The following is a 17,369-nucleotide window of genomic DNA, read 5'->3' as shown; positions in this document are numbered from 1 at the left end:
GGCGAGTAAGGCTTTTCGCCCCCTCCCCAACCCGTGGGGAGGGGGCGATGGTTGTTGACGCCTCCCATGTCCACCAAGGTCTGCATCGGCCAGTTCGCCGGTTCGCACGGCGTCCGGGGCCTCGTGAAGCTGCGCAGCTTCACCGGGGATCCCAAAGCCGTGGCCGCGTATGGCCCGCTGACCGACGAAACCGGCCGGCGCACCTTCAAGGTGACGCTGAACGGCACCGTGAAGGACCTGTGGCTCGCCCGCGTGGAGGGGATCGCCACCCGCGAGCAGGCGCAGGACCTGGCCGGCGTACGCCTGTACGTCGACCGCGCGGCGCTGCCGGAGACCGAGGACGAGGACGAGTTCTACCACGCCGACCTGATTGGCCTGCGGGCCGAGACGGCAGCGGGCGAACCGTTCGGCACGGTGCTGGCGATCTACGATTTCGGCGGCGGCGACGTGCTGGAGATCCGCACGGAGGCCGGCGCCACGGAGCTGTTGCCGTTCACCAAGGCCTGCGTGCCGGTGGTGGACGTCAAGGGCGGGCGGGTCGTCGTCGATCCGCCCGCGGTGGTGGAAGCCAAGCCCGACGGCAAGGGCGACGAGGAGTCGGAGCCGTGAATCACGGCGCTGCCGGCCCGCTCGCCTGGACCGTCAAGGTGCTGACCCTGTTCCCGGAGATGTTCCCCGGGCCGCTGGGTCACAGCCTGGCCGGCAAGGCGCTGGAAAATGGCGTGTGGTCGCTGGAATCAGTGGACATTCGCGATTTTGCGCGCGATAAACACCGCTCCGTTGACGACGCCCCCTTCGGCGGGGGCGCGGGCATGGTGATGCGGCCGGACGTCCTGGACGCCGCGTTCACCGCGACCTGCAGCCTGCCGGGTGCGGAAGGGCGTGGCCGGGTGATCTACCTGTCGCCGCGCGGCCGGGTCCTCGACCAGGCCCTGGTCAAGGAGCTGGCGGCGACTCCGGTCGTGACGCTGCTCTGCGGCCGATACGAGGGGGTCGATGAACGGGTGCTGGAAGCGCACGGAGTCGAGGAGGTCAGCCTCGGCGATTTCGTGCTGTCCGGCGGCGAGCCGGCCGCGCTTGCCCTGATCGACGCCGTGGTGCGCTTGCTGCCCGGCGTCATGGGGAACGTGGCGACGGCCGACGACGAGAGTTTCGAACGGGGGTTGCTCGAATACCCCCACTACACGCGGCCCGCCGTCTGGACCGACGGGCTGGGTGTGGAGCGGACGGTGCCGGAGGTTCTTCTCTCCGGCCACCACGAGAAGGTTCGCGCCTGGCGGCTCGCCGAGGCGGAGCGGATCACACGGGCCCGGCGGCCCGACCTGTGGTCCCGCTACGAAGCGAGTCGTCCGGTGCCGGAGAAGCGGGCCCGCAGACGCAGGCCGAGTGGAACGACGGAGTGACGGTCCGCCGCGAGGCGCGCCGAGGAAAAGGGGTAGTGTCATGAACCTGTTGCAGCAGCTCGAGCAGGAGCAGATCCAGAAGGCCCTTGGTGACAAGGCCATCCCGGAATTCTCGCCGGGCGATACGCTCCGCGTGAACGTGAAGGTCGTCGAGGGCACGCGCGAGCGCGTCCAGGCCTACGAGGGCGTGTGCATCGCCCGCAAGAACGCCGGCGTGAACTCCTCGTTCACCGTGCGCAAGATCAGCTACGGCGAGGGCGTGGAGCGCGTGTTCCCGCTGTACAGCCCGCGCATCGACTCGATCGAGCTGGTCCGCAAGGGCGACGTCCGCCGCGCCAAGCTGTACTACCTGCGCGATCGCCGTGGCAAGTCGGCCCGCATCTCGGAGCGCACCACCGGCCGCGGCATGAACAAGACCGCCGCCGCCGCGGAGTAATCCGCCCGGTCTGTCGAGCTATCCGGCGCCCGCCGTGGGGAAACCCGCGGCGGGCGTTTGGCGTTGGGATCGTGCCTGTGTTTCGGGGACAACAGGGGCTGCACGGATTTCACGGATCTGGTTTGATCCATTCTTTCACTTCAAGCGCCTTCCTGGTCGTCATCCCCGCCTTCGCGGGGAGGACGATTTGAGAGGTGATCGCGGCAGGGCAATCCGTGCAATCCGTGCCCAAATCCGTGAAATCCGTGTGAACCGGGTTGCCCCGTTGACGCCGCGCCCCTATCGCCGCGTCAGCGAGTTGGTGTGCGCCTCCTTCAGCGTCGCCGGCTCGTTCATGTCGCCGACCACGCCGGGCGTGCGCGTCTCGGGGTCGGCGGGGCTGGAGCCGAGCTCGCCCATCGCCTGCGCCGCCTGCGCGGTGCGGCGCAGCCCCAGGCGGTCGATCACCTGCGCCACGCCGTGGACCTTCGCCGCCAGTTCGGCCGCGCGGTGGCCCTGCTCCACCGAGCCGACGCTGCCGGTCAGCGTCACCGCGGCGTGGTGGACCGTCACCTCCAGATCGTGCGCATCGACGTATTCGTCCTCGGTCAGGCGCTGGGTGACCTCGCGGCGGATGCGCGCGTCGTCGTCCGATTCCTCGTGCCCGAACATAGGTCTGTCTCCCACGGCTGCCACCATACGGAAAGGCAACGGCGCGGCGGCGGGGTCGGTTCCTTTCCCGTTTGACAACGGCTCGCAAGCGGCCCAGCATGGCGCCTCGTTCCAGGGGGGTCCCGTAGGGGGCTGAGATACCACCGGCCAAGGCCCAGACAGGGCTCCGGCGACGTGGTGACCCTTCGAACCTGATCCGGCTCATACCGGCGAAGGGAAGGAACCGCTGCGGGCGCCGAAACACCACCACACCCGCACCTTCTTCCGCACCTGTGACCGGATCTCCTCGACCGACGAAGGAGATCGACCGTGCCAAGAGACCTCACCGACCCCAACTTCTCCGTTTCCACCGGGCCCCTGCCCGCCTCTCAGAAGGTGTACGTGCCGGGCGACCAGGGTGTACGCGTCGCCATGCGCGAGATCCGCGTCGGCGGCGGCGAGCCGCCGGTGCGGGTGTACGACGCCTCCGGCCCCTACACCGACCCCGACATGGCGGTGGACATCCGCAAGGGCCTGCCGGCCCTGAGGGAATCCTGGATCCGCGGCCGCGGCGACGTGGAGGCGTACGACGGCCGCGCCGTTCGCCCGGAGGATGACGGGCTGCGCCCCGGCGAGGCGCCCAACCTCGACGTCCACCCCGGCTCGGAACGCCGGCCGTTGCGCGGCAAGCCCGGCCGTGCGGTGACACAGATGGCGTACGCCCGCGCCGGCATCGTCACGCCGGAGATGGAGTACGTCGCCATCCGCGAGAACCTCGGCCGCGCCGCCGCGCTGGAGCAGGCCCGCGACGGCGAGTCGTTCGGCGCCAGCATTCCCGAATTCATCACGCCGGAGTTCGTCCGCGACGAGATCGCCCGCGGCCGGGCCATCATCCCCGCCAACATCAACCACCCCGAAGCCGAGCCGATGATCATCGGCCGCAACTTCCTCACCAAGATCAACGCCAACATCGGCAACTCCGCCGTGGCGTCGTCGATCGGCGAGGAGGTGGAGAAGATGGTGTGGGCGATCCGCTGGGGCGCCGACACGGTGATGGACCTGTCCACCGGCCGCAACATCCACACCACCCGCGAGTGGATCATCCGCAATTCGCCCGTGCCCATCGGCACCGTGCCGATCTACCAGGCGCTGGAGAAGGTCAACGGCAAGGCCGAGGACCTGACCTGGGAGATCTTCCGCGACACGCTGATCGAGCAGGCCGAGCAGGGGGTGGACTACTTCACCATCCACGCCGGCGTGCGCCTCGCCCACATCCCGCTGACGGCCAAGCGGGTGACCGGCATCGTGTCGCGCGGCGGCTCGATCCTCGCCAAGTGGTGCCTAGCCCACCACAGGGAGAACTTCCTCTACACGCACTTCGACGACATCTGCGACATCATGAAGGCGTACGACGTCAGCTTCTCGCTGGGCGACGGCCTGCGCCCCGGCTCGATCGCCGACGCCAACGACGCCGCGCAGTTCGCCGAACTGGAGACGCTGGGCGAGCTCACCAAGATCGCCTGGAAGCACGACGTGCAGACCATGATCGAAGGCCCCGGCCACGTGCCGATGCACAAGATCAAGGAGAACATGGACAAGCAGCTCAAGCTGTGCGGCGAGGCGCCGTTCTACACGCTCGGGCCGCTGGTCACCGACATCGCGCCGGGCTACGACCACATCACCAGCGGCATCGGGGCGGCGATGATCGGCTGGTTCGGGACGGCGATGCTCTGCTACGTCACGCCGAAGGAGCACCTGGGGCTGCCGGACCGCGACGACGTCAAGGTGGGCGTGGTGACCTACAAGATCGCCGCGCACGCCGCCGACCTCGCCAAGGGCCACCCGGCGGCGCGGGAGCGTGACGACGCGCTGAGCCGCGCGCGCTTCGAGTTCCGCTGGCGCGACCAGTTCCACCTGTCGCTGGACCCGGAGACGGCGGAGCGCTTCCACGACCAGACCCTTCCGGCCGAGGGGGCGAAGGTCGCGCACTTCTGCTCAATGTGCGGGCCGAAGTTCTGCTCGATGAAGATCACCCAGGAGGTGCGGGACTACGCCAACTCCGGCATGGCCGAGATGGCGGAGACGTTCCGTGCGCAGGGCGGGGAGATCTACAAGGCGGCGGATTGATCGATCCTTGAGGGCAACAGGAGATACACGGATCGCACGGATTTGAGCACGGATTACACGGATCTTTTATGCTTGCGTCGCAAGAACAAGAGAAATCCGTGCAATCCGTGCCTCAATCCGCGAAATCCGTGTGTCCTGTTGCCCCCTTTCCGCCGAACCCGAGGGATCACCGCGCCCGCGCCGTCAGCACGATCCCGGCGGCGATCAGCCCGACGCTGAGCAGCACGCCGACGCTCAGCGGCTCGCCGAAGATCACCGCGCTCTCCAGCAGCGCGGTGATGGGCACCAGGCAGACGATCTGCCCGGCCTGGGCGGCCGGCATCACCGCCAGCGCCTTCGACCACCACCAGTAACAGAGCGCCGTGCCGATCAGCCAGTTGTAGACCAGCGCGCCGAGCAGCGCCGGCGCCCAGGTGATCGGCTGTCCGAACTCCAGGACGAGCGCCACCGGGCTCATGACCACCGCGCTGACCGCGATCTGCCAGAAGGTCTGCGTCCAGAACGGTGTCCGCCACACCCGGCGGCGGTACAGGCTGGCCGCCGTCGCCCAGCACAGCGCCGAGCCGAGCAGCAGCCCGTTGCCGAGCAGCATCCGGCGGTCGCTCCAGTCCAGCAGCGCCGGGTTGAAGAACACCAGCACCCCGGCGAAGGCCAGCAGCCCTCCCAGGATGCGCTGTCCCGACGGCCGCTCGCGGGCGATCAGGAAGGCGAGCGGCAGAGCCCAGATCTGCATGGTGTAGACCAGCACCGCGGCCCGTCCCGGCGGCACCCATTGCAGCCCCGCCGTGCTCAGGCCCAGCATGCCACCGACCTGCAGGAAGCCGATGACGCCGAGCATCGTGCGCTCGCCCGCCCTGGGCAGCAGCGGAACCTTGAGGATCGGCAGAAGCGCGGCGAGCAGCAGCGCCGACCCGCACATGCGCAACGCGTTGAAGGTGAAGGGGCTGATGTTGGGCAGCGCCGCCTTCATGATCAGCCAGTTGGTGCCCCAGAACAGCACCACCGCGCCCAACTGTGCGTAGATCGCCGTGCCCGGCGCAGGGCGCGCCGTGGCCGTTTGTTCCGTCATGCCGCCTCCCGTTTCCTCCGGCGCCATGGTAACCGGCGCGGCGGCGCAGGGGGCATGCGCGCTCAGCGCGTCAGCATCGCGCTTTCCTTGCCGCTCACGAAGAACACGCGCGCGTAGGCCTTCAGCAGCGCGTCGGTCAGCGCCTGCACCTCGGGGCTGCGCGTCGCCTTGGGATGGGCGGGATCCACGTGCAGGACGCAGCTGTCCGGCGCGTCGTTGAACGCCGCCAGCGCGTGGATGCGGTCGGGGCGGAACTCCTCGGGGAAGGCCTCGTCCATCAGCCAGAAGCACTGGAAGTTCCGGCAGGACGGCGGCCGTTCCTGGTACACGGTGCAGCCCTTGCCCTGGTCGCAGGACGCGCACCAGCGCGCCGAGGGCTTCTTCAGCTCGGGCACGCCCATCAGCTTGCAGCACAGGGTGCAGTCCCCGCAGGTGCGGGCGGAGGTCGGAACGGCGGTGTCGGTCATGGACGGGGTTGCACCACACAAGTCGGTCCGGCGTCAAACGGAAAGCCGGCCGATACCCCCCATTCACACGGCCGGCCGTGTGCCCCTCCCGCTCAATGCCTGTCGCGCTGTCGTTTCGAAAGCGCTGCATTGAGCTGCCGGGTTGGCCTCCAAGGCGCCTGTCAGGCGCCTTGGATGTCACATGAACAGGACCTGCATGCCCAGCCAGCCGACCAGCGCCAGGATCACCAGCATCACCATGGTGGTGGCGATCAGGATGTTGCTCTGGCGGATGCGGCGGCAGCGCGGGCAGCCCGGCTCGTCGGCGGGGTAGGTCAGGTCGCAGCGCGGACAGCGGGTCTGGGATGCTTCGGTCACGGGGCGGGCTCCGCAGGAACGCCGGGACGCTAGCATAGGGTTCCGCCCTGCGGAAGGTCCGCTTGTCCCGCGGCGTCCGGATGGCTATTGTGCGCCCCTCGGACCGGAAACCGATGCCGTTCGCCTGCCAGAGAGAGCCGTTACGATGTCCAAGCCGCGCACCCTGTTCGACAAGATCTGGGACAGCCACGTCGTCCACCGCCAGGAGGACGGCACCTGCATCCTCTACATCGACCGCCACCTGGTCCACGAGGTGACCAGCCCGCAGGCGTTCGAGGGGCTGCGCACCGCCGGGCGCAAGGTGCGCCGGCCGGAGCTGACCATGGCGGTGCCGGACCACAACGTGCCGACCACCGACCGCTCCAAGGGCATCGTCGAGGAAGAGAGCCGCATCCAGGTCGAGACGCTGGACACCAACGCCCGCGAGTTCGGCGTGCGCTACTTCCCGATGGACGACGTCCGCCAGGGCATCGTGCACATCGTCGGCCCCGAGCAGGGCTTCACGCTGCCCGGCACCACCATCGTCTGCGGCGACAGCCACACCGCCACGCACGGCGCCTTCGGCGCCCTCGCCTTCGGCATCGGCACGTCCGAGGTCGAGCACGTGCTGGCCACCCAGACGCTGCAGCAGAAGCCGGCCAAGAACATGCTGGTCCGCGTCGACGGCGCCCTGCCGCCGGGCGTGACCGCCAAGGACATCGTGCTGGCGATCATCGGCAAGATCGGCACCGCCGGCGGCACCGGCCACGTCATCGAGTTCGCCGGCGAGGCGATCCGCGGCCTGTCCATGGAAGGCCGCATGACCGTCTGCAACATGGCCATCGAGGGCGGCGCCCGCGCCGGCCTGATCGCGCCGGACGAGAAGACCTTCGAGTACATCAAGGGCCGCCCGCTGGCCCCCAAGGCCGGCGCCTGGGAGCAGGCGGTCGAGCAGTGGAAGACCCTGCCCAGCGACGAGGGGGCGACCTACGACACCACCGTGGTGCTGAACGCCGCCGACATCGTCCCGCAGGTCACCTGGGGCACCAGCCCCGAGGACGTGCTGCCGATCACCGCCACCGTGCCGAACCCGGCCGACGTCGCCGACGCGGGCAAGCGCGCGGCGGTCGAGCGCGCGCTGGCCTACATGGGCCTGACGCCGGGGCAGAAGCTGACCGACGTGAAGGTCGACACGGTCTTCATCGGCTCCTGCACCAACGGCCGCATCGAGGACCTGCGGGCGGCGGCCGAGGTCGCCAAGGGGCGCAAGGTCGCCGAGGGCATCCGCGCGCTGGTGGTGCCCGGCTCCGGCCTCGTCAAGGAGCAGGCCGAGCAGGAGGGCCTGGACGCGATCTTCACCGAGGCCGGCTTCGAGTGGCGCGAGCCCGGCTGCTCCATGTGCCTGGCGATGAACGCCGACCGTCTGTCGCCGGGCGAGCGCAGCGCCTCCACCTCGAACCGCAACTTCGAGGGCCGGCAGGGCCGCGGCGGCCGCACCCACCTGGTCAGCCCGGCGATGGCCGCCGCCGCCGCCATCACCGGCAAGCTGACGGACGTGCGCGACCTGCACTGAGCGGTTCCGGCGCTTCGGCAACGGGACGGGAAGGGGGCCGCGAGGCCCCCTTTCGCGTTTCCGGTTCCGGTGCCATATTGAAGGGGTCGCCGCACGAGAGGACGCCATGTCCAGCCGACCGCAGCCCAAGCCGCCCGCCGACGACCTGCCCAAGAATTTCTGGGACGAGGACCTCTCCGAGGCCGACCTGACCCCGGAGGAATTGGAGGACATCCGCGCGTCCGAGGCGGACATCGCCGCGGGTCGGACCTTCTCCAACGAGGAGTTCGTGGACATCTTCGGGCCGCTGGCCGAGAAGATCTCTGCGGGGACGGTGACGCCGGCGGACTTCGAAGCCGTCGAGAAGCGGATACAGCGGCGCTGATGCCGGTGCGCTGGTCGTCCCAAGCCATGCGCGATGCCCAACGGATCTTCCTGCACATCGCAAGTGAGAATCATTACGCCGCAACCGCGGTGTTCGAAGCGTTCCTGAGGACGGCCGACTCGCTCGCCCACCACCCCTATCGGCACCGCAACCGCGGCGGCGGTTATCGCCGCGTGCCGGTGGCGCACTACGACTATTTCATCCTCTATCGCATGCGCCCCGGCGTTGACGGCCCATACGTCTCCACCGAATCCGTCCGCCACGTGGCGCGCCGTCCGCGGTCCCGCTGAGGCCTCCCCCTCTGGCGCGGCGCGCGCAAATGCGCGACAGTGGCGCAGACGGCCCGTGTCCCGGACACGCAAGAAGCGCAGGGAGGATCGCCCGCGATGATCACGCTCTACACGTCCCCGACGCCCAACGGGCACAAGGCCTCGATCCTGCTGGAGGAGCTGGGGCTGAAGTACCGCGTGCACCGGCTCGACCTCGCGGCCGGGGAGACCAAGTCGCCCGAGTACCTGAAGATCAGCCCGATCGGCAAGATGCCGGCGATCGTCGAGGAGTTGCCGGGCGGCGTGCAGCGCCGGCTGTTCGGCTCTGGCGCCATCCTCATGCATTTCGCCGAGCACACCGGCCGCCTGCTGCCGCAGGGCGAGGCGCGCGGCGAGGCGCTGTCGTGGATGATGCTGGGCATCTCCGACCTCGGCCCCACGGCGATGGACATGTTCCGCTTCTCGGTCCGCGCGCCGGAGAAGATCCCCTACGCCATCGACCTGTTCAAGGGCGAGCTGCTGCGCTGCTACCAGGCGCTCGACAACCGGCTGGCGGAGGAGGAGTACCTTGCCGGCGAATACTCCATCGCCGATATCTCGTGCTTCACCTTCATCGCCGTGGCGGCGACGATGGGCGGGCGGCTGCTGGAGCGCTATCCGCACGTCAAGCGCTGGCACGACGCCATCATCGCCCGTCCCGCCGTGCAGCGCGGTCTGGCGGTTCCGGAGTAGGCAAGAGGCCCCATGCCCGTCATCAACCGCATCGCCGAGTTCCACGCCGACATGACCGCGTGGCGGCACGACATCCACGCGCACCCGGAACTGGCCTACGAGGAGCACCGCACCGCCGACCTCGTGGCGGCGAAGCTGGAAGAGTTCGGCATCGCGGTGCACCGCGGGCTGGGCGGCACCGGCGTGGTCGGCACCCTGAAGGGCCGGGGCGAGGGCGACCGCGCCATCGGCCTGCGCGCCGACATGGACGCGCTGCCGATGCCCGAGGCGAACGGTTTCGCGCACGCCTCCACCACGCCCGGCAAGATGCACGCCTGCGGCCACGACGGGCACACCACCATGCTGCTGGGCGCGGCGCGCTATCTGGCGGAGACGCGCAACTTCGACGGCACCGTGCACTTCATCTTCCAGCCGGCCGAGGAGGGCAAGGCCGGCGCCCGCGCCATGATCGAGCAGGGGCTGTTCCAGACGTTCCCCATGGAGCGGGTGTTCGGCATGCACAACTGGCCCGACCTGCCGCCGGGCACCATGGCGGTGCACCCCGGCCCGGTGATGGCGGCGGCCGACCAGTTCACCATCACCGTGGAGGGCCGCGGCTCGCACGCCGCCATGCCGCATCTGGGCGTCGATCCGGTGCTGGTCGCCGCGCACATCGTCACGGCGGCGCAGAGTCTGGTCAGCCGCGGCACCGATCCGCAGGACGCCGCGGTGGTGTCGGTGACCTGGGTGCAGGCGGGGACCACCTTCAACGTCATCCCGAACGAGGCGCTGCTGCACGGCACGATCCGCACCTTCCGCCCGGAGACCCGCGCCCGCATCCACGAGCAGTTCGCCCGGCTGGCCTCCAGCGTCGCGCAGGGCTTCGGCGCCACCGCGCGGGTGGAGATCCGCCCCGGCTACCCGCCCACCGTCAACGCCGAGGCGGAGGCGACGATCGCCGCCGAGGTGGCGGCCCGCGTGGTCGGCGCGGCCAACGTCACCTGGAACCCGCCGCCCAGCATGGGCGCGGAGGACTTCGGCTACATGCTGCACGAGAAGCCGGGCGCCTACGTCTGGCTGGGGCAGGGCGGCAGCGCGCTGGGCTGTACGCTGCACAACCCGCACTACGACTTCAACGACGAGATGCTGCCGGTGGGCGCCAGCTATTGGGCGACGCTGGTGGAGACGGTGCTGCCGCGGAGCTGAATGGAACAGTGTGGAACGCCGTGGAACAGTGTGCAGGGGGTGTTCAGTTCACATGCCGCCGCGGCGTCTCCTGTTCCTGGACAGAATGCCTATAAATAGGGAATATGTCAACGGGAGCTTCCGCTCCTCGGGTCCAGCGCGTCCTGCAACCCGTCGCCCAGCAGGTTGACGGCGATCACCGTCACGAAGATCAGCAGCCCCGGCCACACCGCCAGCATCGGCGCGGTGGAGACCAGCTCCTGCGCGTTGGTCAGCATGTTGCCCCAGCTCGGCAGCGGCGGCTGGATGCCGAGGCCGAGGAAGCTCAGCACCGACTCCAGCAGGATGACGTTGCCCACGGTCAGCGTCACCGCCACCACCGCGGGGGCGGCGACGTTGGGCAGGATGTGCGCCAGCATGATGCGGCGGCTCCCCGCGCCCAGCGCCACCGCCGCCCGCACGTAGTCGCGCCGGCGCGCCGACAGCGTCGCCCCGCGCACCAGCCGCGCCACCGTCGTCCAGCCGAACAGCGCCACCAGCACGATGATGCGGCCCAGGCTGGCGTCCTCGCCGGACACCCAGTCCTCCGGGACGCCCAGGCGCGTCGGGTCGATGGCGGACAGCACGATCAGCAGCGGCAGCAGCGGCAGCGCGATCAGCACATCGGTCAGCCGCATGAGGGCGTCGTCCACCCGCCCGCCGAAATAGCCGGCCAGCAGCCCGATCGCCGTGCCGATCACCGCGGAGGCGAGCGCCGCCGCCAGCCCGACGAACAGCGACACCCGGCCGCCGTACAGCAGCCGCACCAGCACGTCGCGCCCCAGCTCGTCGGTGCCCAGCGGGTGCCCGAAGGAGGGCGGGCCGTAGCGGTCGAGCAGGCTGACGGCGGTCTGGTCGACGCCCATTGCGGATTCGACGAGGGGGGCGGCGAGGGCGGCGAGGGCGAGCAACAGCAGCACGACCGCGCTGATGGTGGCGAGGCGGTGGCGGGTGAAGCGCTGGAGGAAGCGGCTGCGCATGGTCAGGGATGCCCCCTCCCTAACCCTCCCCCGCTGCGCGGGAGAGGGAACTCGGCCGTTTTGCCCCCTCCACCGCGAGAGCGGGGGAGGGATGGGGAGGGGGCAAGGCGCACTCTCACGACCGCACATCCTTGAAGGTGATCCGCGGGTCGAGCGCCGCGTAGGCCAGGTCGGCCAGCAGGTTGCCGGCCAGCGTCGTCGCCGTCGCCAGCAGCAGCGCCACCAGCGCCACGTTGAGGTCGTTGCCCATGATCGAGTCGTAGATCAGCTTCCCCATGCCCGGCCACGCGAACATGGTTTCGGTCACCAGGGCGCCGGAGAACAGCGTGCCGAACTCCAGCGCCACGATGGTGACGATGGGGATCAGCGCGTTGCGCAGCGTGTGCCGCCACACCACCTGTCCCTCGGCCAGTCCCTTGGCGCGGGCGGTGCGGACGTAGTCCTGGCGCAGCTCCACCAGCATGGACGCCCGCACGTAGCGGGTGTAGCCGCCGACGCTGGCCAGCGTCAGCGTCGCCACCGGCAGCACGAAGTGCGGCAGCCGCGCCAGCCAGCCCTCCTCGCCGACCGGCCCCATGCCCGAGGCCGGCAGCCAGCCGAGCGTCACCGCGAACAGCAGGATCAGCAGCAGCGCCAGCCAGAACGGCGGCACCGAGATGCCGGCGAAGCAGAACAGGTTCACCGCGTCGTCGAGCAGGGAATACGGGCGCCGCGCCGCCAGCACGCCGAGCGGCAGCGCGATGGCGATGGCCAGCACGAACGAGGCGCCCAGCAGCAGCAGCGTGTTGCCCAGCCGCGGCAGCAGCACGGCCGGCACCGGCTGGGCGAACAGCCGCGAATAGCCGAAGTCGCCGGACAGCGCCGCGCCCAGCCAGTTGGCGTAGCGCTCCCACAGCGGCCGGTCGAGCCCGTACAGCGCCTTCAGCCGCGCCGCATCCGCGGCGGTCGCCCTGGGGTTGCCGGCGAGCATCAGGTCCACCGGGTCGCCCGGCATCAGGGCGATCAGCACGGTGACGAGCATGCTCATCAGGAGGAGGACGAACAGCGCCTGGAGCAGGCGGGAGGCGAGGAAGCGGGTCACCCCCTCACTCCTTCACCTTCCAGGTCTCGATCCACAGCATGGTCGAGGCCTCGTGCCCGGTGGGCACGATGCCGTCGATCCACTTCGGCAGGATGTGCGGGTCGGCGCGGAAGAACAGCGGCAGCGACGGCAGCTCGTCGGCGTAGATCTGCTGGAGCCGCGTCCACAGCCGCTTGTTGGCCGCCGGCTCGCACACCGTCTCCAGGTCGTCGAGCACCTTGTCCATCTCGGGGTTCCTGAACCCCATGTAGTTCTGCCCCGCCCAGTTGTTGGCCGCCGTCGGCACCATGGTCGAGTGGAAGGTGGTGCGCGGGATGTTCTCCGGCGAGGAGATCCAGGCGAACAGCGCCATCGCCTTGTGCCGGCGCTCGTGCAGGGTCTGGCCGAAGAAGACGCGCGCCGGCTCGTTGGCGATGCGCACCTCGACGCCGGCCTGCTTCCACTGCGCCTGCAGCACCTGTTGCAGCAGTTCGCGCGAACGGTTGCCGGCGGTGGTCATGAACTCCAGCGACAGCTTCTCCCCCTTGGCGTTCACGCGGATGCCGCCGCGCTTCTCGCCCCAGCCGGCCTCGTCCAGCAGCTTCGCCGCCTCCTTGGGGTCGTAGGGGTAGTGGCGGAAATCCTCGACATGGACGCGGTCGAGCGGGTTGACCTGATTGTGTGCTACCGGCTGCCGGTTCTCGAACAGCTGCCTGGAGATCGCGCCGCGGTCCACCGCCAGCAGCAGCGCCCGGCGCACCCGCGCATCGGCCAGGACGGGATTGTCGAGGTTGAGGTCGATGTGCTCGAACACCAGGCCGGGCTTGAAGATCACGGTGTACTTGCCGCCATGCTTCTTCTCGAAGGCCAGCGCCTGCTCGAACGGCAGGCCGGCCTCGCCGGGGATCATGTCGAGCCCGCCGGAGAGCAGGTTGGCCTCCAGCGCCGCGGTGTTCTCGATGGCCTTGACGACGATGCGCCTGAACGGCGGCTTCGGCCCCCACCAGGTGGGGTTCGGCTCCAGCACCACGTGCGCGCCGCTCTCCACCGCGGTGATCTTGTAGGGGCCGTACCACAGGCCGGGGTTGGTGGTGTCGGTCTCGTACCGGGAGCGCTGGCGGTAGGCGGCCGGGTCGGAGTCGAACACCGCCTTCTCCAGGTGCGCCGGCAGCACGGCGAAGTCGTTGATCTCCGCGTAGGTGCACAGCGGCTTTTCGCGGTGGATGGTGAAGGTCCTGTCGTCCCTGGCGTCGATGCCGACGATGTCGCGGCTGAACAGGTCGGCGTTGGTGAAGCCGCTCTGCGGGTGCTTGCCGACCTCCCAGGTGAACAGCACGTCCTTCGTGGTGATCGGCGTGCCGTCGCCCCATTTGGCGTCCGGGTGGATGGTGTAGGTGACGGCGTAGCCCTGGCGGCCGTCCGCCCGGGTCTCCAGCGCCGCGGTGCCGGCCTCGACGCTGGGCAGCGCGGTGCACAGCAGGCAGGTCAGCTTCCAGTCGGCGTCGTAGACGGTGAAGGGCCGGCGCGTGGCGTCGAGGATGAAGTGCTTGGCCGACATCGGCTCGATGGAAGGGTGCCAGTTGGCCGGAAACTGACTGAGGCCGATGGTCAGCGTGTCGCGCGCGGCGAAGGCCGGGGCGGCGGCGAGGAGGAGGATGAGGTGGGCGGCGAGCGCGAGGGCGGCAAGACGGTGTCGCATCGTTTCCCCTGGTTGGCCCGCTGGTTGGACCCCTCTGAACTATGGGGGCGGCCACGGTTGCGGTAAAGCGCTTGACCGATGTTGCGGTGCGGCCGACCATCGCCGCCCCTTCGTCCTTTCGTCCAGGAGACCCACCGCATGGCCGGCACCGTGACCGTGGAGCGCGACGGCGTCGTCGCCACCGTGCTGCTCAACAACCCCGGCAAGCTGAACGCGTTCGACAAGCCGCAATGGCTGGCCTTGCGCGACGCCATGACGGGCCTGTCCGCCGACGGGGCGGTGCGCGTCATCGTGCTGCGCGGCGCGGGCAAGGCCTTCAGCCCCGGCGCCGACATCTCGGAGTTCGAGAGCGAGCGCGGCAGCCCGGAACAGGCGATGGCCTACGGTGAGCTGATGGACGCGGTGATGTTCCAGATCCGCGACTGCCCGACCCCGACGCTGGCCGCCATCGACGGGCCGTGCACGGGAATCGGGCTGGCGGTGGCGCTGGCCTGCGACCTGCGGGTCTGCACCGAATCCAGCCGCTTCGGCGTGCCGGTCAGCCGGCTCGGCATCTCCATGGCGCTGCCGGAACTGAAGCTGCTGTTCGACGTGGTCGGCCGGCCCTTCGCGATGGAGATCCTGCTGGAGGGCCGGGTGTTCGGCGCGGAGCTGGCGCGCGAGATGCGGCTGGTCAACCGCGTGGTGGCGGACGGCGGCCTCGACGCCGAGGTGGCGGCGACGGCCCGGCGCATCGCCGACGGCGCCCCGCTGGCGGCGCGCTGGCACAAGGCGTTCGTCGGCCGCGCCGCCGACCCGGCGCCGCTGTCCGACGCGGAACTGGCCGAATGCTACGAATGCTTCGGCACCGAGGATTACCGCGAGGGCTACCGCGCCTTCCTGGAGAAGCGCAAGCCGGTGTTCGGCGGCCGATAATCGGCAAGTCTGTCGGCTTTATGGCTTTCCACGAAGTATTGCACAGCTTTTACGCCGATCTCCGTCGGTTGGACGTGCGTTCTTGCCGCGTTAACGGTATAACCGAAGTCGGCGTACTATGCGCCGAACCAATCAAAAGAAGAGCGGGGGCCGGTTCTCCGCCAATGCCGAACAGGACAGGATGATGGACTGGGACAAGCTTCGGGTGTTCCATGCCGTGGCCGAAGCAGGGAGCTTTACGCACGCCGGCGAATCTCTCAACCTGAGTCAGTCGGCGGTCAGCCGGCAGATCAGCGCGTTGGAAGAAAGCCTCGGCGTGCCGCTGTTCCACCGCCACGCGCGCGGGTTGATCCTCACCGAACAGGGCGAGCTGCTGCACCGCACCGCCCGCGACGTGTTCGCCAAGCTGTCGATGACCGAGGCGATGCTCACCGAGAGCAAGGAGACCCCCAAGGGCCCGCTCAAGGTGACGACCACGGTGGCCTTCGGGTCGACCTGGCTGACGCCGCGCATCCAGGAATTCCTGACGATCTACCCGGACATCCAGCTGACGCTGCTGATCGACGACACCGAGCTGGACCTCGCCATGCGCGAGGCGGACATCGCCATCCGCATGAACACCCCGCGCCAGCCGGACCTGATCCAGCGGCACCTGATGTCGATCCGCTTCCACATCTACGCGCACCAGAGCTACATCAAGAAGCGCGGGCTGCCGAAGACCGCGGCCGAGCTGGCGGAGCACGACATCATCACCTACCCGCCGGACGCCCGCGCCCCGGTGCCGAACGTCAACTGGATCCTCGACGTGGCCGAGGGCGCGGCGCGCTCGCGCCGCCCGGCGCTGCAGGTCAACAGCGTCTACGCCATCTACCGCGCGGTGGAGAGCGGGCTGGGCATCGCCGCGCTGCCCGATTTCCTGGTGGAGAACGCCCGCGACTTCGTGCGGGTGCTGCCCGACGTCACCGGCCCCAAGGTCGACGCCTACTTCGTCTACGCGGAGGAACTGCGCCATTCCAAGCGCATCGCCGTGTTCCGCGACTTCCTCGTGCGCAAGGTCGCCGAGAGCCACTTCTGAACGCCCGCCGACGCCCGCGCCCGGCCCTCTCCCGTGAAACGGGGGAGGTGCGCGGGCGTGCGCCCCTTCGGGCGGCACTCCGCGCAATTTCATAAAAGTTTATGCATCCTTAATTGGTGCGGCTTGCAGCCGATCGGGCCGGCGAGAAAGATTGCATTTTAACCAAAAGCGTGTGATTCGACTCGGGTTTCGAGGCGAATCGGCGCTCGGCGACGCCAGCCCGGCAGCCACGTGAAAACCGCATGCTTCTTTGGTGGAACCCCGATTGGAAGCCGGATTCCGATAAGGATTCCAGCCCCTTGCAAGCCATGCGGATGGCGCATGGTAGCATTAATGAATTGTAAATAGCGCAGGCCGCGCGAAATGCTCAAATTTGGGGCGTTGGGTGTTGCGACGCAGCATCCGGCGTTTCATCCTGGGGTCGAACCCGGGGCCGGGCCTTGGCCCGGCGTCTCCCAGACGTGAAGCCTCCCTGTTCAACTTCGCCGCTAAGTCATTGACTTAGCGGCAAATTTTTTGCCTGCACGAGGGGTGGGGGAGGGGATGGCGACGGCGCTGCGCCCAGGCGTGCGGCCGAGCCGGCGAGCAAACAATTGCATGTGCTAAGGGAGTGGAGTTATCCTTTTTTGTGTTCAGCGAGAAAATTTCGCTGACCTGAAGGAGCGGCAAAATGGTTAACTCCGTCAACACCAACCAGAGCGCTGTCGTCGCTCTGCAGAGCCTCAACAACACCATCGGCCAGCTGAACAAGGTTCAGAAGCGCGTCACCACCGGCTACAAGGTGGCCGATGCGGTGGACGACGGCGCGGCCTTCGCGGTCGCCCAGTCGCTGCGGTCGGAAAAGGGCGTGCTCAACGCCGTCAACAGCCAGCTCAACGTGGCCAAGGGCGCCACCACGGTCTTCAGCAACGCGGCGACCAACGTGTCCGATGGTCTGATGCGTGCCCGCGAGACGCTGACCAAGCTGGCCGACCAGAACCTCAACACCGACATGCGCACGAAGTACAACAACGACTTCACCGCGCTGAAGG

Annotated in this window: 19 protein-coding genes and 1 riboswitch; of the genes, 12 read left to right on the top strand and 7 right to left on the bottom strand. The window is 69.0% G+C overall.

Annotated features, from left to right (window positions below):
• Positions 1 to 66: 66 nt before the first annotated feature.
• From rimM to rplS, 3 genes are read left to right on the top strand one after another with little or no spacing between them, the layout of a single operon-like run.
• The gene (gene rimM / locus ACRWK7_RS26845) at positions 67 to 609 is read left to right on the top strand and encodes a ribosome maturation factor RimM (protein WP_431859526.1); all 543 of its coding nucleotides are present in this window, start codon (positions 67 to 69) and stop codon (positions 607 to 609) included.
• On the top strand, positions 606 to 1,403 hold the full coding sequence (trmD, locus tag ACRWK7_RS26840; RefSeq protein WP_431859524.1) for a tRNA (guanosine(37)-N1)-methyltransferase TrmD: 798 nt from the start codon (positions 606 to 608) through the stop codon (positions 1,401 to 1,403). The genes rimM and trmD overlap by 4 nt, the downstream gene beginning before the upstream one ends.
• 40 nt (positions 1,404 to 1,443) lie before the next feature.
• Positions 1,444 to 1,839 (top strand): 50S ribosomal protein L19, encoded by a 396-nt coding sequence (gene rplS, locus ACRWK7_RS26835; RefSeq protein ID WP_431859522.1) that lies wholly within the window; start codon positions 1,444 to 1,446, stop codon positions 1,837 to 1,839.
• A gap of 279 nt (positions 1,840 to 2,118) precedes the next feature.
• Here rplS and ACRWK7_RS26830 read toward each other — a convergent pair whose 3' ends face one another.
• The gene (locus ACRWK7_RS26830) at positions 2,119 to 2,490 is read right to left on the bottom strand and encodes a BON domain-containing protein (protein ID WP_431859520.1); all 372 of its coding nucleotides are present in this window, start codon (positions 2,488 to 2,490) and stop codon (positions 2,119 to 2,121) included.
• 103 nt (positions 2,491 to 2,593) lie between these two features.
• A riboswitch (TPP riboswitch) is annotated at positions 2,594 to 2,726 on the top strand.
• A 73-nt stretch (positions 2,727 to 2,799) separates the two neighbouring features.
• Between ACRWK7_RS26830 and thiC the strand changes: the two genes are divergently transcribed.
• The gene (thiC, locus tag ACRWK7_RS26825) at positions 2,800 to 4,596 is read left to right on the top strand and encodes a phosphomethylpyrimidine synthase ThiC (RefSeq protein WP_431859518.1); all 1,797 of its coding nucleotides are present in this window, start codon (positions 2,800 to 2,802) and stop codon (positions 4,594 to 4,596) included.
• Positions 4,597 to 4,762: 166 nt separating this feature from the next.
• Here thiC and ACRWK7_RS26820 read toward each other — a convergent pair whose 3' ends face one another.
• The 3 genes from ACRWK7_RS26820 to ACRWK7_RS26810 form a co-directional block, all read right to left on the bottom strand.
• Positions 4,763 to 5,665, bottom strand: a complete 903-nt coding sequence (locus ACRWK7_RS26820) for a DMT family transporter (protein ID WP_431859516.1) — start codon at positions 5,663 to 5,665, stop codon at positions 4,763 to 4,765.
• Positions 5,666 to 5,727: 62 nt separating this feature from the next.
• Positions 5,728 to 6,132 (bottom strand): hypothetical protein, encoded by a 405-nt coding sequence (locus tag ACRWK7_RS26815; RefSeq protein WP_431859514.1) that lies wholly within the window; start codon positions 6,130 to 6,132, stop codon positions 5,728 to 5,730.
• A 177-nt stretch (positions 6,133 to 6,309) separates the two neighbouring features.
• Entirely contained in the window at positions 6,310 to 6,489 is a 180-nt protein-coding gene (locus ACRWK7_RS26810; protein WP_431859512.1) for a hypothetical protein, read from the bottom strand.
• A gap of 145 nt (positions 6,490 to 6,634) precedes the next feature.
• Between ACRWK7_RS26810 and leuC the strand changes: the two genes are divergently transcribed.
• The 5 genes from leuC (at position 6,635) to ACRWK7_RS26785 (ending at position 10,591) form a co-directional block, all read left to right on the top strand.
• Positions 6,635 to 8,041 (top strand): 3-isopropylmalate dehydratase large subunit, encoded by a 1,407-nt coding sequence (leuC, locus tag ACRWK7_RS26805; RefSeq protein ID WP_431859510.1) that lies wholly within the window; start codon positions 6,635 to 6,637, stop codon positions 8,039 to 8,041.
• A 106-nt stretch (positions 8,042 to 8,147) separates the two neighbouring features.
• Complete coding sequence (locus tag ACRWK7_RS26800) at positions 8,148 to 8,405, top strand: hypothetical protein (RefSeq protein WP_431859508.1); 258 nt, start codon at positions 8,148 to 8,150, stop codon at positions 8,403 to 8,405.
• Positions 8,405 to 8,695, top strand: a complete 291-nt coding sequence (locus ACRWK7_RS26795) for a type II toxin-antitoxin system RelE/ParE family toxin (RefSeq protein WP_431859506.1) — start codon at positions 8,405 to 8,407, stop codon at positions 8,693 to 8,695. The genes ACRWK7_RS26800 and ACRWK7_RS26795 overlap by 1 nt, the downstream gene beginning before the upstream one ends.
• 96 nt (positions 8,696 to 8,791) lie before the next feature.
• On the top strand, positions 8,792 to 9,406 hold the full coding sequence (locus tag ACRWK7_RS26790; protein WP_431859504.1) for a glutathione S-transferase family protein: 615 nt from the start codon (positions 8,792 to 8,794) through the stop codon (positions 9,404 to 9,406).
• Positions 9,407 to 9,418: 12 nt separating this feature from the next.
• Positions 9,419 to 10,591, top strand: coding sequence for a M20 aminoacylase family protein (locus ACRWK7_RS26785; protein WP_431859502.1), 1,173 nt, complete (start codon positions 9,419 to 9,421; stop codon positions 10,589 to 10,591).
• Between the two features lie 107 nt (positions 10,592 to 10,698).
• Here ACRWK7_RS26785 and ACRWK7_RS26780 read toward each other — a convergent pair whose 3' ends face one another.
• From ACRWK7_RS26780 to ACRWK7_RS26770, 3 genes are all read right to left on the bottom strand, one after another.
• Positions 10,699 to 11,589 carry an ABC transporter permease gene (locus ACRWK7_RS26780; protein WP_431859501.1) on the bottom strand — a complete coding sequence of 297 codons (891 nt, stop codon included), beginning with the start codon at positions 11,587 to 11,589 and terminating at the stop codon, positions 10,699 to 10,701.
• A 115-nt stretch (positions 11,590 to 11,704) separates the two neighbouring features.
• Positions 11,705 to 12,670: an ABC transporter permease gene (locus ACRWK7_RS26775; protein WP_431859499.1), complete on the bottom strand. Its 966-nt coding sequence runs from the start codon at positions 12,668 to 12,670 to the stop codon at positions 11,705 to 11,707.
• A 4-nt stretch (positions 12,671 to 12,674) separates the two neighbouring features.
• A complete protein-coding gene (locus ACRWK7_RS26770) occupies positions 12,675 to 14,348 on the bottom strand; it encodes a peptide ABC transporter substrate-binding protein (RefSeq protein ID WP_431859497.1) in 1,674 nt (557 codons plus the stop codon).
• Between the two features lie 138 nt (positions 14,349 to 14,486).
• Here ACRWK7_RS26770 and ACRWK7_RS26765 point away from each other — a divergent pair, with 138 nt between their 5' ends.
• From ACRWK7_RS26765 to ACRWK7_RS26755, 3 genes are all read left to right on the top strand, one after another.
• Entirely contained in the window at positions 14,487 to 15,263 is a 777-nt protein-coding gene (locus ACRWK7_RS26765) for an enoyl-CoA hydratase/isomerase family protein (RefSeq protein ID WP_431859495.1), read from the top strand.
• Positions 15,264 to 15,447: 184 nt separating this feature from the next.
• Positions 15,448 to 16,338, top strand: coding sequence for a LysR family transcriptional regulator (locus ACRWK7_RS26760; RefSeq protein WP_431859494.1), 891 nt, complete (start codon positions 15,448 to 15,450; stop codon positions 16,336 to 16,338).
• A gap of 670 nt (positions 16,339 to 17,008) precedes the next feature.
• Positions 17,009 to 17,369 (top strand): flagellin (locus ACRWK7_RS26755; protein ID WP_431859492.1); only part of this gene is annotated, 361 nt, incomplete at its 3' end.

Source organism: Azospirillum sp. (genome assembly GCF_050789165.1).
This window is presented reverse-complemented; position numbering and strand designations above follow the sequence as displayed.